10 protein-coding genes and 2 pseudogenes are annotated in these 13,907 nt (G+C 71.6%); 8 read left to right on the forward strand and 4 right to left on the reverse strand.

What is annotated here, in order from left to right; translation table 11 throughout:
- The first annotated feature begins 301 nt into the window (after positions 1–301).
- From galE to idi, 3 genes are all read left to right on the forward strand, one after another.
- Positions 302–1,285: a UDP-glucose 4-epimerase GalE gene (gene galE / locus OIE74_RS05530; protein ID WP_329378995.1), complete on the forward strand. Its 984-nt coding sequence runs from the start codon at positions 302–304 to the stop codon at positions 1,283–1,285.
- Between the two features lie 146 nt (positions 1,286–1,431).
- Positions 1,432–2,373, forward strand: a complete 942-nt coding sequence (locus OIE74_RS05535; protein ID WP_329378996.1) for a cation diffusion facilitator family transporter — start codon at positions 1,432–1,434, stop codon at positions 2,371–2,373.
- A gap of 153 nt (positions 2,374–2,526) precedes the next feature.
- Positions 2,527–3,123 carry an isopentenyl-diphosphate Delta-isomerase gene (gene idi / locus OIE74_RS05540; RefSeq protein ID WP_329378998.1) on the forward strand — a complete coding sequence of 199 codons (597 nt, stop codon included), beginning with the start codon at positions 2,527–2,529 and terminating at the stop codon, positions 3,121–3,123.
- Between the two features lie 171 nt (positions 3,124–3,294).
- On the opposite strand, the pseudogene OIE74_RS05545 reads toward idi, so the two are convergent.
- Positions 3,295–3,738, reverse strand: a pseudogene (locus OIE74_RS05545) (ATP-binding protein); the annotation flags it as partial.
- A 310-nt stretch (positions 3,739–4,048) separates the two neighbouring features.
- Between OIE74_RS05545 and OIE74_RS05550 the strand changes: the two are divergent.
- From OIE74_RS05550 to OIE74_RS05565, 4 genes are all read left to right on the forward strand, one after another.
- The gene (locus OIE74_RS05550; RefSeq protein ID WP_329379000.1) at positions 4,049–4,816 is read left to right on the forward strand and encodes an enoyl-CoA hydratase/isomerase family protein; all 768 of its coding nucleotides are present in this window, start codon (positions 4,049–4,051) and stop codon (positions 4,814–4,816) included.
- Positions 4,817–4,907: 91 nt separating this feature from the next.
- Positions 4,908–5,771, forward strand: coding sequence for an SCO6745 family protein (locus tag OIE74_RS05555; protein ID WP_329379002.1), 864 nt, complete (start codon positions 4,908–4,910; stop codon positions 5,769–5,771).
- Between the two features lie 81 nt (positions 5,772–5,852).
- On the forward strand, positions 5,853–5,993 hold the full coding sequence (locus OIE74_RS05560; protein WP_329379004.1) for an LPFR motif small protein: 141 nt from the start codon (positions 5,853–5,855) through the stop codon (positions 5,991–5,993).
- 116 nt (positions 5,994–6,109) lie between these two features.
- A complete protein-coding gene (locus OIE74_RS05565; RefSeq protein ID WP_329379006.1) occupies positions 6,110–8,485 on the forward strand; it encodes a Tex family protein in 2,376 nt (791 codons plus the stop codon).
- Between the two features lie 340 nt (positions 8,486–8,825).
- Here OIE74_RS05565 and OIE74_RS05570 read toward each other — a convergent pair whose 3' ends face one another.
- Together OIE74_RS05570 and OIE74_RS05575 are read right to left on the reverse strand one after the other, a co-directional pair.
- Entirely contained in the window at positions 8,826–10,469 is a 1,644-nt protein-coding gene (locus OIE74_RS05570; RefSeq protein WP_329379008.1) for an ABC-F family ATP-binding cassette domain-containing protein, read from the reverse strand.
- Between the two features lie 41 nt (positions 10,470–10,510).
- Complete coding sequence (locus OIE74_RS05575; protein WP_329379010.1) at positions 10,511–11,026, reverse strand: TrmH family RNA methyltransferase; 516 nt, start codon at positions 11,024–11,026, stop codon at positions 10,511–10,513.
- Positions 11,027–11,178: 152 nt separating this feature from the next.
- Here OIE74_RS05575 and OIE74_RS05580 point away from each other — a divergent pair.
- Positions 11,179–12,121 (forward strand): annotated as a pseudogene (locus OIE74_RS05580) (FAD-dependent oxidoreductase).
- Positions 12,122–12,155: 34 nt separating this feature from the next.
- On the opposite strand, the gene OIE74_RS05585 reads toward OIE74_RS05580, so the two are convergent.
- Positions 12,156–13,844, reverse strand: a complete 1,689-nt coding sequence (locus tag OIE74_RS05585; RefSeq protein WP_329392178.1) for a BCCT family transporter — start codon at positions 13,842–13,844, stop codon at positions 12,156–12,158.
- Positions 13,845–13,907 lie beyond the last annotated feature (63 nt).

Raw genomic sequence — 13,907 nt, forward strand, 5'->3', positions numbered from 1 at the left:
AGAGGCTATCGGATGAACGGAAGACCGCGTTCATCGCCTGTTCATGCCCCGGACGCCATGAGCCGGGCCAATTCCGGCCCGCCGGGAGATCATCATTGTCGATCGGTGCCCCGCCTCACAAACCGTGGCCGTCGGATACCCGCACGGGCTCCGTTAGACATATCCGACTCCGCACGGTCTGCACCGTCGAAGCCACGACCGCCGGGTGAACGTCCGGTAACCGTACGACTACCGGGCCGCCCGGGGCGACCGCTCGGGGCGACCCTCCGACCACCCGAACGGCACCGCCTAGGCTGACGGCATGACTTGGCTGATCACAGGTGGAGCGGGGTACATCGGGGCGCATGTGGCGCGGTCCATGACGGAGGCGGGTGAGCGCGTCGTCGTCCTCGACGATGTCTCGTCCGGCGTCGCGGACCGGCTGCCCGCCGAAATCCCCCTGGTGCGGGGCTCGTTGCTCGACCGGGAGGCCGTCGACCGGGCGCTGGCCGAGCACGCGGTGACCGGTGTGGTGCATCTCGCCGCGAAGAAGCAGGTCGGCGAATCGGTCGAGCGGCCGCTCACCTACTACCGGGAGAACGTGCACGGACTCACCGTGCTGCTGGAAGCCGTGGTCGCCGCCGGGGTCGAGCGGTTCCTGTTCTCGTCGTCGGCCGCCGTGTACGGCGTGCCCGACGTGGAGCTGATCACCGAGAAGACCCCGGCCGTGCCGATCAATCCGTACGGCGAGACGAAGCTCACGGGCGAGTGGCTGGTACGCGCCACGGGCCGGGCCCACTCGCTGTCCACCGCGTGTCTGCGCTACTTCAACGTGGCGGGGGCGGCGCGCCCCGAGCTGGCGGACACCGGGGTGTTCAACATCATCCCGATGTTCTTCGACCGGATCACCCGCGGCGAGCCGGTGCGGATCTTCGGCGCGGACTATCCGACGCCCGACGGCACCTGCGTACGGGACTACATCCATGTCGCCGACCTCGCCGACGCCCATCTCGCGGTGGCCCGGCGGCTGGCCGCGCAGGACGTGCCCGGCGACGTGACGTACAACATCGGGCGCGGCGAGGGCGTCTCGGTGCGCGAGCTCGCGGATCTGGTGGGCGAGGTCACCGGCCACCGGGCTCCCCCGGTCGTCGAACCGCGCCGGCCGGGCGACGCGGCGAAGGCCGTCGCTTCGGTCGATTCGATCACCGCGGACCTGGGCTGGACGGCGCGGCGCGGGGTACGCGAAATGGTCGAATCGGCGTGGGAAGGCTGGCGGCTGCGGCACCCCGAGCTGTCGGCGGACTGAGCTGTAAACGATCTTGCCGCTCCTCTGACCTGCGGACATCACCGCAGGTCAGGGGTAATGACAACGGTGTTCAGCCCCGTGTTGCCCGATACCCCCCACCCGTAGTTCACTGGCCGCATCGGCTCGAACACACCGGGAGGAAACCCATGGGGGCTGGGCACGATCACGGGCACACGCACGGCGGCGCGCCACCGCCGGGGACCACGACCGCCGCGTACGCGGGGCGGCTGCGGATCGCGCTGGGGATCACCCTCTCGGTCATGGTCATGGAGATCATCGGCGGCATCGCCTCCGACTCCCTGGCGCTGGTCGCCGACGCCGCCCATATGGCCACGGACGCCGTCGGGCTCGCGCTGGCGCTGCTCGCGATCCACTTCGCCAACCGCCCGACGACGGGCAACCGTACGTTCGGGCTGGCCCGCGCCGAGATCCTGGCCGCGCTCGCCAACTGTCTGCTCCTGCTGGGCGTCGGCGGCTTCCTGCTCTTCGAGGCGATCGAGCGCTTCATCACCCCCGCCGAGACCAAGGGCGGGCTCGCGATCATCTTCGCGGCCGTCGGTATGGTCGCGAACCTCATCTCGCTCTCCCTGCTGATGCGCGGGCAGAAGGAGAGTCTCAATGTGCGCGGGGCGTATCTGGAGGTGCTGGCCGACACCCTTGGTTCGGTCACGGTCCTGGTCTCCGCGACGATCATCCTCACCACCGGCTGGCAGGCGGCCGACCCGATCGCCTCCCTGGTGATCGGCCTGATGATCGTCCCGAGGACGGTGAAGCTCCTGCGCGAGACGCTGAACGTACTGCTGGAGGCGGCGCCCAAGGGCGTGGACATGGCCGAGGTCAGGGAGCACATAGTGGCGCTTCCCGGCGTGGAGGACGTGCACGATCTGCACGCCTGGACGATCACCTCGGGCATGCCGGTGCTCTCGGCGCATGTGGTGGTGAGCCAGTCGGTGCTGGACAGCGTCGGGCACGAGAAGATGCTGCACGATCTCCAGGGGTGCCTCGGCTCCCACTTCGACGTCGAGCACTGCACCTTCCAGCTGGAGCCCGTGGGGCACGCCGAGCACGAGGCGAACCTCTGCCACTGAGCGGGTCCGCCGCCCGCGAAAGCCTGGCCGTAACAGCCATGTCCGCCCCCGCGGAGCACATTCCGGGGCCGGACATGCCCGTTTCGCGGAAGTGCGGACAGGAGACTCTTGTACGGCAGACTTGGGGGCCGAGGACCGATGCGAAGGATGGCTATGCCGACCACACCTGTCACTGCGACGAGCAGCTCGCCGAACGGCGGCGCACAAGAAGCGATCATGCTGGAGCTGGTCGACGAGGGCGGCAACACCATCGGCACCGCGGAGAAGCTCGCGGCCCATCAGCCACCGGGTCAGCTGCACCGGGCGTTCTCCGTCTTCCTCTTCGACGAGCAGGGCAGGCTGCTGATCCAGCGCCGCGCGCTCGGCAAGTACCACTCCCCCGGTGTCTGGTCGAACAGCTGCTGCGGGCACCCGTATCCCGGTGAGGCGCCCTTCGCCGCCGCCGCCCGGCGTACGTACGAAGAACTCGGCATCTCGCCCAAGCTCCTCGCCGAGGCGGGCACGGTCCGCTACAACCACCCGGACCCGGGGTCCGGGCTGGTCGAGCACGAGTACAACCACCTCTTCGTGGGGCTCCCGCAGGCGACGCTGCGGCCGAACCCCGCGGAGATCGGCGACACGGCGTACGTCACGCCGGTGGAGCTGGCGGAGCGGCACCGGACGGCGCCGTTCTCGGCGTGGTTCATGACCGTGCTCGACGCGGCGCGCCCGGCGATCCGGGAACTCACGGGGCCCGCCGGGGGCTGGTAGCGCTCGCTCGGCCCCCTGTGATCAGGGGGCCGCCGGGGGTACGGGATGCCCCTGGGCCTCATGGACGGCCTCTTGGACCGGCAGGGTCTCCCGCGTCGGCAGGCCCTCCTGGACGGGCACGGCCTGTTGGGCGGGCACGACCTCCTGGGCCGGCGCCGCCACGGTGTCGGGCGACAGCGGGAGCAGCGCCCAGACGATCTTCCCGCCGCTCGCCGTGTGCTCGACGTCGCAGGTGCCGCCTGCCTCCCGGGTAATCTCCCGGACGAGCAGCAGACCGCGCCCGCCGGTCTGCGCGTAGTCCCGTTCCAGCGCCTTCGGCCGGTACGGATGGTCGTCCTCCACGGACACCCGGACCCAGTCGGCGGCGATGGCGACCTCCACCGCCAGTTCGGGCGAGAGCAGGGCCGCGTGCCGTACGGCGTTGGTCACCAGCTCCGAGACGATCAGCAGCAGCCCCTGGACCGTCTCGTCGGACGCCGGAGCGCCCTGCCGGACCAGCAGGTCACGTACGGCGTGCCGGGCATGCGGCACGGAGAGCTCGACCGCGGGGGCCGTGAACCGCCAGACCCCCTCGTACGGCATCGGTCTGGCCGGAACACTCCCGAGGCTCTCCATCACCGCGGCACACCCACCCTCGGTTTACCAGCGCTCCGAGCGCGCTGTGCATCGGACTCCGAGTCTTGGGAACGAGGCCGCGCGGACCAGGGAACTGAACAGAAGTCAGCACCTATCGACGGATTGCGGCCGGGTGCGTTCCATCAAGTCGGACGACTGACCGGCCGTGTCGTTTTCCTGTCCGTCTGTGAAAGGCGCGCGCCCGTGCGGGCCATCTGTCCGATCTGCCCGGTCCGTACGCTTCTCCCCCGCCGGACGGTGCCACCCGTCGGTAACAGCGGGTTCGGCGGGCCCGGATAGCATCCGGGCCATGGAGCCCACCGAGCCCGCACCGCCACGGCTGACCACCGCCGTCGCCGACGGGATCGCCACCGTCACGATCACCCATCCCGCCAAACGCAACGCGCTGACCCCGGACATGTGGCGGGCGCTGCCCGAACTGCTGGCCGGGATGGCGACGGACCCCGCCGTACACGCGCTGGTACTCACCGGCGCCGGTGATTCCTTCAGCGCGGGCGCCGACATCGCGGCGCTGCGCGAGCCGGGCGACGCGATACGGGACCTCAGCGTACGGGCGGAGGAGGTGCTGGCCGCGTTCCCGAAGCCGACGCTCGCGGCCGTACGGGGCTACTGCGTGGGCGGCGGCGCCCAGTTGGCGGTCGCGTGCGATCTGCGGTTCGCGGAGGAGGGCGCGCGGTTCGGGATCACGCCCGCGAAGCTCGCTGTCGTCTACCGGTCGTCGTCGACCCGCCGGCTGGTCTCGCTGGTCGGTCCCTCGACCGCCAAGTACCTGCTGTTCTCGGGGGAGTTGATCGAGACCGAGCGCGCACTGCGGGTCGGCCTGGTGGACGAGGTGCTCGCTCCCGGCGAACTGGGCAAGCGGGTGGCCGAGTTCACCCGGGTACTGACCTCGCGCTCCCGGCTGACGCAGGCGGCGGCGAAGGAGTTCGCGGCGGGCCGCGAGGACCGGGACGCGTACTGGGACGAGCAGGCGCGCGTCAGCGGCGACCGGGCGGAGGGCGTGACGGCGTTCCTGGAACGGCGTGAGCCGCGGTTCGGGTGGACGGTACGGGAGTAGAGCCCGGGGCCGGGTTCTGTCCGGCCGGGGGCGCGTGTGGGTCGCGTCCCCGGGGTTCCCGGGCGTACCGACCAGTCGGTAACGTACGGGCATGACCACTCTCGCCCCGCGCGCCGGACGCCGCTGTCACAACGCCGTCAATCCCCTCCACTCGACGGTCTACTTCTCCCCGGACCTCGGCAAAGAGCTCGCCGGTGCCGGTGTCGGCCACCCGCGCGCCGTGTACTTCGCCGGGCGCGGTGCCGCGATGGGCGCGGTCGGGCCCGGTGTGATCGCCGCCGCCTTCTACAACTTCAGCTACGAGCTGGTCGCCCAGCACGTCCCCGCCGTCTGGCGCGTCGTCTCGCCCGAGACCGTCCTCGACGCCAGGCTGCGCGCCGTCGACTCCACCCTGCGGCGCGTCCTTGGTGAGGAGGCCGTCGCGTCCGACGAGATGGCGGAGGCGGCCCGGCTCGCCCTGCGCGCCACCGAGGCGTGCACCCGCACCGCCCGGCCGCTCTACGCCGCACACGCCGACCTGCCGGTCCCCGAGCAGCCGCATCTCGCCTACTGGCACGCGGCGACGCTGCTGCGCGAACACCGCGGTGACGGTCATCTCACCGCGCTGCTGTCCGCCGGGCTCGACCCGGTCGAGGCGCTGGTCAGCCATACCGCTACCGGCAAGGGCATGACCCCGCGCTGGGTGCTCGGCACCCGGGGCTGGCACCGTACGGACTGGGACGCCGCCGCCGGCCGGCTGAGGGAGCGCGGGCTGCTGGACGAGGCGGGCGAGCTGACCGAGGCGGGCACCGCGCTCCGCGCCGGGCTGGAGGACCACACGGACCGGCTCGACAGCGCGCCGTACGAGCACCTGGGCGCCGAGGGGGTGGAGCGTCTGACGGAGCTGGCGCGCGGATTCCTCGTCGCGGCGACCGGCAACGGGGCGTTCCCGGCGGACCTCATCGGCAAAAGCTGACGTTTGCGGGTCGGCTGAGCGGCAACGCGCGGACTGCGGGCCCGTAAGAGAGGCCCGTACGTCTACCAGGAGGCTTATCTCATGCGTGCCATCGCAGATGCACTCCGCGCCGTCGGTGGCGCCCTCGCCACCGTGGTCTCCCTGCCGTTCCGGCTCGTCGCCAAGCTCTTCGGCGGCGCCTCGCGCGGCGCCCGTGGCGGCGGTCGCCCGCGCCGCGTCTGACCCGGCCGCCTCCCGCCACGACTGTCTTACGAGAGAGGGCGCGCGACACGGCCCCCGGCCACCCGGCACAATGCAGGCACAAGCACAGCCAGCACGAGAGCCGGGTCGGGGAGAACGTGACGACGTCCATCGAAGGCAGGATCGCCGAGGAACTCGGCGTACGTGAGCGGCAGGTGAAGGCGGCCGTCGAGCTGCTGGACGGCGGGTCTACCGTCCCGTTCATCGCCCGCTACCGCAAGGAAGCGACCGAGATGCTCGACGACACGCAGTTGCGCACGCTCGAAGAGCGGTTGCGCTACCTGCGCGAACTGGAGGAGCGCCGGACGGCGATCCTGGAGTCCGTACGCGAACAGGGCAAGCTGGACGAGGCCCTGGAGGCGCGGATCCGGGCCGCCGACACCAAGTCGCGCCTTGAGGACATCTATCTGCCGTTCAAGCCCAAGCGGCGCACGAAGGCGCAGATCGCCCGTGAGGCCGGGCTCGAACCGCTCGCCGACGGGTTGCTCGCCAATCCGTCGGTGGACCCCCTGGCCGCCGCGGCGGCGTTCGTCGACGCCGACAAGGGTGTCGCGGACGCCGCCGCCGCGCTGGAAGGCGCCCGCGCCGTCCTCACCGAGCGTTTCTCCGAGGACGCCGACCTCATCGGTGAGCTGCGCGAGCGCATGTGGACGCGCGGGCGGCTCACGGCGAAGGTACGTGAGGGCAAGGGCAACGCCACGGAGGGTCCGGCCGCGAAGTTCGCCGACTACTTCGACTTCGCCGAGGCCTTCACCGCGCTTCCCTCGCACCGGATGCTCGCGCTCCTCCGGGGCGAGAAGGAGGAGATCCTCGACCTCAGCCTGGAGCCCGAGGCGGACGACGACGCCGCCGCGCAGCCGGGGCCCAGCGCGTACGAGTCCATGGTCGCCCGCCGCTTCGGCATCGCGGACCGCGGCCGGCCGGGCGACAAGTGGCTTGCCGACACGGTCCGTTGGGCCTGGCGCACCCGGATCCTCGTGCACCTCGGCATCGACCTGCGGCTTCGGCTGCGTACGGCCGCCGAGGACGAGGCGGTACGCGTCTTCGCGTCGAACCTGCGCGATCTGCTGCTGGCCGCGCCCGCGGGGACCCGTGCGACGCTCGGGCTCGACCCGGGCTTCCGTACGGGGGTCAAGGTCGCCGTCGTCGACGCGACGGGCAAGGTCGTCGGTATCGACACGATCTATCCGCATGTCCCGGCGAACAAGTGGGACGAGTCCCTGGCGAAGCTCGCCCGGCTCTGCGCCGAGCACTCCGTCGACCTGATCGCCATCGGCAACGGGACGGCGTCCCGTGAGACGGACAAGCTGGCGGGCGAACTGATCGCGAAGCACCCGGAGTTGAAGCTCACGAAGGTGATGGTCTCGGAGGCGGGCGCCTCCGTGTACTCCGCCTCCGCGTTCGCCTCCCAGGAGCTGCCCGACCTCGATGTCTCGATCCGGGGCGCCGTGTCGATCGCGCGGCGGCTCCAGGACCCGCTCGCCGAGCTGGTCAAGATCGACCCCAAGTCGATCGGCGTGGGCCAGTACCAGCACGACCTGTCCGAGGTGAAGCTCTCCCGCTCGCTCGACGCGGTCGTGGAGGACTGTGTGAACGGTGTCGGCGTCGACGTCAACACCGCGTCCGCGCCGCTGCTTTCGCGGGTCTCCGGCATCGGCACGGGTCTCGCCGCGGGCATCGTCGCCCACCGGGACTCCAACGGGCCGTTCCGCTCGCGGCGCGCGCTGAAGGATGTGGCGCGGCTGGGGCCGAAGGCGTACGAGCAGTGCGCGGGCTTCCTGCGGATCCGGGACGGGGACGATCCGCTGGACGCGTCGTCCGTCCACCCGGAGGCGTATCCGGTGGTCCGCGCGATGGTGAAGACGACGGGCAGCGAGGTCGCGACGCTGATGGGCAACGCGGGGGCGCTGCGCTCGCTGCGGCCCGCCGACTTCGTGAGCGACGCGTTCGGGCTGCCGACGGTCACGGACATCCTGCGCGAGCTGGAGAAGCCGGGGCGGGACCCGCGACCGGCGTTCAAGACGGCGACGTTCATGGACGGTGTCGAGAAGATCGGCGACCTGACCGCCGGGATGGTGCTGGAGGGCGTGGTCACGAACGTGGCGGCGTTCGGGGCGTTCGTGGACGTCGGGGTGCATCAGGACGGGCTGGTGCATGTGTCGGCGATGTCGAGGACGTTCGTGAAGGACCCGCGCGACGTGGTGAAGCCGGGTGATGTGGTGCGGGTGAAGGTCCGCGAGGTCGACATCCCGCGCAAGCGGATCTCGCTGACGCTGCGCCTGGACGACGAGCCGGAACCGGGCGGCGGGGAGCGGGCGCCGCAGCAGCGTGGCGGCAAGCGCGCCTCCGGCGGGGGCGAGCGGGGCGGTGACCGGGGTGGTGACCGCGGCAGGAAGCGACAACCGTCGGCGAAGCCGGCCCCGACGAACAGCGCGATGGCGGACGCGCTGCGGAGGGCGGGGCTTGGCGGTTGAAGGGGCGCGCCCCGGGGGCCGAGGTCCATCTCGGCCGGCCGGCACTGTGCGCAACTGTGGCGTCGGGGACGCGCCGCAGGGTGGGCCCGGGGGACGGCCCTCCCTGTGGTCCCGCCCGGGGCGTAACCACAACGCCCGGCGCGGTGCGCCAGGCCCCGACGAACAGCACGATGGCAGAGTTCCGCGCGGCCCCGGATCGCATCAGGCCGACCGGTCGTCGGTGCCCTGCGGCGGCGCAGGCATCTGGCGCGGCGCCGCCGTATCGCCGGCGCGCACGCTCCCGGGGTTGTCGTTGGCCGAGTACGGGCGGGCCGCCCCGCCTTGCGATCGCGGGCGCGGTCTAGGCCTCCGTCACCTTGCCCGCTGCGACCTCGATTCGGCGGTCCGTCCTTACCGAACCCAGCATCCGGCGGTCGTGGGTCACCAGGAGCAGGGTTCCCTCGTACGAGTCGAGTGCCGACTCCAGTTGTTCGATCGCCGCGAGGTCCAGGTGGTTCGTCGGTTCGTCCAGGACCAGGAGGTTCACTCCGCGGCCCTGGAGCAACGCCAGGGCCGCGCGGGTGCGTTCGCCCGGGGAGAGCGTCGTCGCCGGGCGCAGTACGTGGGCCGCCTTGAGGCCGAACTTGGCCAGCAGCGTGCGGACTTCGGCCGGTTCCGTGTCCGGGACCGCCGCGCAGAACGCGTCGAGCAGCGTCTCCGGGCCGTGGAACAGCGCGCGGGCCTGGTCGACCTCGCCGACCACGACGCCCGAGCCGAGCGAGGCCGCGCCCTCGTCGGGTGAGAGCCGTCCGAGGAGGAGCGCCAGCAGGGTGGACTTGCCCGCGCCGTTCGCGCCGGTGATGGCGATCCGGTCCGCCCAGTCGATCTGGAGCGAGGCGGGTCCGAAGTGGAAGTCGCCGCGCCGGACTTCGGCGCCGTTCAGGGTCGCGACCACGGAACCGGAGCGCGGCGCCGAGGCGATCTCCATCCGGAGTTCCCACTCCTTGCGGGGCTCATCGACGGCCTCGGCGTCCAGGCGTTCGATCTGGCGCTGGGTCTGGCGGGCCTTCGCCGCCTGCTTCTCCGTGGACTCGGAGCGGAACTTGCGGCCGATCTTGTCGTTGTCCGTGGCCTTGCGGCGCGCGTTCTTGACGCCCTTGTCCATCCAGGAGCGCTGCATCTGGGCCCGGCCCTGGAGCGCCGAGCGCTTGTCTGCGTACTCGTCGTACTCCTCGCGGGCGTGCAGCCTGGCCCGCTCGCGCTCTTCGAGATACGCCGCGTAGCCGCCGCCGAAGAGGTTCACCTGCTGCTGGGCCAGGTCGAGTTCGAGGACCTTGGTGACGGTGCGGGTCAGGAACTCGCGGTCGTGGCTGACGACGACCGTTCCCGCGCGGAGGCCGGTGACGAAGGATTCGAGGCGTTCGAGTCCGTCGAGGTCGAGGTCGTTGGTCGGCTCGTCCAGGAGGAAGACGTCGTAGCGGGACAGCAGCAGGGACGCCAGGCCGGCACGGGCGGCCTCGCCGCCGGAGAGGGCGGTCATCGGCTGGTCGAGGCCGACGGTCAGGCCGAGGGACGCGACCACTTCCTCCGCGCGCTCGTCGAGGTCGGCGCCGCCGAGTCCGAGCCAGCGCTCCAGGCCGGCGGCGTACGCGTCGTCCGAGCCGGGCGCGCCGTCGACCAGGGCCTCGGTGGCCGCGTCGAGGGCGACCTGGGCGTCGGCGACGCCCGTACGCCGCGCGAGGAAGCCCCGCACGGATTCGCCGGGGTGCCGCTCGGGCTCCTGCGGGAGGTGGCCGACGGTGGCGGTGGGCGGGGACAGGCTCAGCGCCCCGTCCTCGGGGGTGTCGAGCCCGGCGAGCAGCCGGAGCAGGGTCGACTTCCCGGCTCCGTTGACCCCGACGAGACCGATCACGTCACCGGGCGCGACGACGAGGTCGAGTCCCGCGAAGAGTGAGCGGTCGCCGTGGCCTGCGGCGAGATTCTTGGCGACGAGAGTGGCAGTCATCAGACCGTCGATTCTAGGCTGCGGAGGAAGTGGGTCCGTGGTCAGAGGAGGCCCGCCAGTTTGTAGAGGGCCAGGCTGCCGGCGACGGCGACGTTGAGGCTGGCGCCCGTGCCGAGCATGGGGATTTCCACGCAGGTGTCCAGCAGGTCAAGGGCTTCGGGCGGGATGCCGTGCTGTTCGTGGCCGAGGACCATCACGGTGGGCTGCCGGGCGGCGGGCAGGTCCGCCAGGCGTACCGCCTCGTCGGCCAGCTCGACCCCCACGACGCGCGCCCCGCGCTCCCGCTGCCTGCCCAGCCAGCCGAGCGGGTCGCCCGTCCAGTGGACGCACAGGGGTCTGCGCAGGGTGTTGCCGCGCGCGAGCGCCTCCGGGACCCATGGGAAGCGCGGCAGGGCGAGGCAGGCGCCGACCGCGTCGCAGGTGCGGGCGAGGGTGCCGAGGTTGGCGCCGTGCAGCGGCCACAGCGGAGCCGCGTAGAGGTGGTCCCAGCAGGAGTGGGCCCGCGGCCGGCGGCTGCGGCGCAGTTCGCCCGGGGTGCGCGGGCGGATCGCGGTCATCGGCGCGAGGCCGTCGGCCTCCGGGGCTCTGTGTTCTTGTCCGTCATGTCGTACGGCGATTCGCGGCTCGCCGGGGCCATCGTCGGCTGGACCGAGCATCGCCGCCCGCCGGCGGTCTGTCCACCCGATTTCGTCGCGGCTACCTTTCCGGCATGGATGACACGGTGATCGTGGTCGGTGGCGGGGTTGTCGGGCTGGCGAGCGCCGTCGTGCTCGCCGAGCGGGGGCGGCGTGTTCGTGTGTGGTCGCGGGACCCCGCCGAGCGCACCACGTCGGCGGTGGCGGGCGCGCTGTTCTGGCCGTACCGGATAGAGCCCGCCGCGCGGGTCGACCCGTGGTCCCTGCGGTCGTTGCGCGAGTACGTGGCGCCGGCGCGCGATCCCTCGGCGACGGGCGTACGCGTGCGGCGGGGCTGATGACCGGCACCGCGCTGAGCGGGCTGGGGAGTTGGGCGGGCGAACTTCCCGAGCTGCGGGAGGCCCTAGTTTGCCGGACGGGTGCGCCCAGGCGTTGCGCGGCCGGCTGCCGCTGATCGACATGCCCGCGCATCTGCGGTACTTGGAGGAGCGGCTGCGCGCCGCCGGCGGGAGCGTGGAGCGGCGTACGGCCGGCTCTCTGGAGGAGCCGGCCGCACAGGCCCCCGTCGTGGTCAACTGCTCGGGGCTCGGCGCCCGTGAACTGGTGCCGGACGCGTGGGTGTTCCCCGTGCGCGGACAGCTCGTGGTGGTCGAGAACCCGGGGATCGAGGAGTGGCTGGTGTCGGCCTCCGGGGACGCGGCCGGTACGTCGTACCTCTTCCCGCAGCCGTTCGGGCTGATTCTCGGCGGCACCGCCGAGGACCACGCGTGGGACACGCGGCCCGACCCGGCGACCGCCGCCGCCATCGTGGAGCGCTGCGCCGCGTTCCGGCCTGAGGTGGCGGGCGCGCGAGTGCTCGCGCACCGGGTGGGGCTGCGCCCCGCGCGGGCGCGGGTACGGGTCGAGGCGGTCCAACTGCCGGACGGTACAAGGCTGGTGCACAACTACGGTCATGGCGGCGCGGGCGTCACCGTGGCGTGGGGCTGTGCGGAGGAGGCCGCCCGGCTGGCGGGGTGAACCCGCCGGACGGCCCCCGTACGCACCGGTCGGATCAGCGTGGCGCCGACGTCTCCGGCGTGCTTCCGCTCGGCTCGTCGTCCGGCGTCGGGCCGATCTGGATCTCGAAGTCGCCGTCGTACTGCTCGTGACCGGCGATGACGGCCGACTCCACGACCTCGACTCCCCGCTCGCCGCGGACGATCTGCGCGTCGCGGCGCAGGTCGCGCATCAGTGCCACACACATCCCGATCATGACGAGCGCGAACGGCGCGGCCACCAGGATGGTCAGATTCTGGAGCCCTTGCAGCGCGTCGCCCTGGCCATTGCCGACGAGCAGCATCACCGCGGCGACGGCGCCGGTCAGCACACCCCAGAAGACGATCACGTACTTGCTGGCTTCGAAGTGGCCCTTCTGGGAGAGGGTGCCCATCACGATGGACGCGGCGTCGGCGCCGGAGACGAAGAAGATGCCGACGAGGATCATCACCAGCAGGCTGGTGACGGTGGCGATCGGGAAGTCCTGGAGCAGCGCGAAGAGCTGGCCCTCGGGCGTCGCCTCCTTCGTGAGCCGGCCCTTGTCCTCCTGGAGCCTGATGGCCGATCCGCCGAAGATGGCGAACCAGATCAGGCTGACGGTGCTCGGTACGAGGATGACGCCGCCCACGAACTGACGGATCGTCCGGCCACGGCTGATGCGCGCGATGAACATGCCGACGAAGGGCGTCCAGGAGATCCACCAGGCCCAGTAGAAGACCGTCCAGCTGCCGAGCCACTCGGCGACTCCCCGGCCGCTGCTGGCCTCGGTGCGGCCCGCCAGCTGGGCGAGGTCGCCGAAGTAGGACGCGATCGACGTCGGCAGCAGGTCGAGCACGAAGACGGTCGGACCGAGGATGAACACGAACAGGGCCAGGATCAGCGCCAGCACCATGTTGGTGTTGGAGAGCCACTGGATGCCCTTCTCGACGCCGGAGACCGCCGAGGCGACGAACGCCAGGGTCAGGACGGCGATGATGGTGACGAGGAGTCCTGTGCTGACGGAGTCGAGCCAGTTCAGCTCGGTGAAGCCGCTGCCGATCTGGAGCGCGCCGAGGCCCAGCGAGGCGGCCGAGCCGAAGAGCGTCGCGAAGATGGCGAGGATGTCGATGACGCGCCCCGTGGTGCCGTACGCGTGCTTCTCTCCGATGAGCGGCACGAAGACCGCGCTGATCGTCTGGCGGCGTTTGCGCCGGAAGGTGCTGTACGCGATGGCGAGACCGACCACGGCGTAGATGGCCCAGGGGTGCAGGGTCCAGTGGAACAGCGTGGTGGCCATGGCCGTTTCGGTGGCCGCCGCCGCGTCCGGGGGGTTGGTGCCGGGGGGCGGGTCGGTGAAGAAGGTGAGCGGTTCGTTCACGCCGAAGAACATCAGGCCGATGCCCATGCCGGCGCTGAACATCATCGCGACCCAGGAGACGGTCCTGAACTCGGGCTTCTCCCCCTCGTCACCGAGGGTGATCTTGCCGTACCGGCTGATCGCCAGCCAGAGGGCGAAGACGACGAAGCCCGAGGCCACCAGGACAAAGGCCCAACCACCGTTGTGGATGAGGCCGGAGAGCATGGAGCTGGACGCGTCCTCCAAGGAGTCGGTGCCGACGGAGCCCCAGATGACGAAGGCGAGCGTGAGGACGGCGGTGACACCGAACACGACCCTGTCGGTCTGGGGGTGTTGGGATTCCTGGGGGTGGCCCGGCTCGCCGGTCATGACCGGCGGCGGACCTCCTTCGGCTCCCGACTTCTCTGCGTCCTTCGGCACGGGCAACACCTT

This window comes from Streptomyces sp. NBC_01716 (assembly GCF_036248275.1).
Lineage (GTDB): Bacteria > Actinomycetota > Actinomycetes > Streptomycetales > Streptomycetaceae > Streptomyces.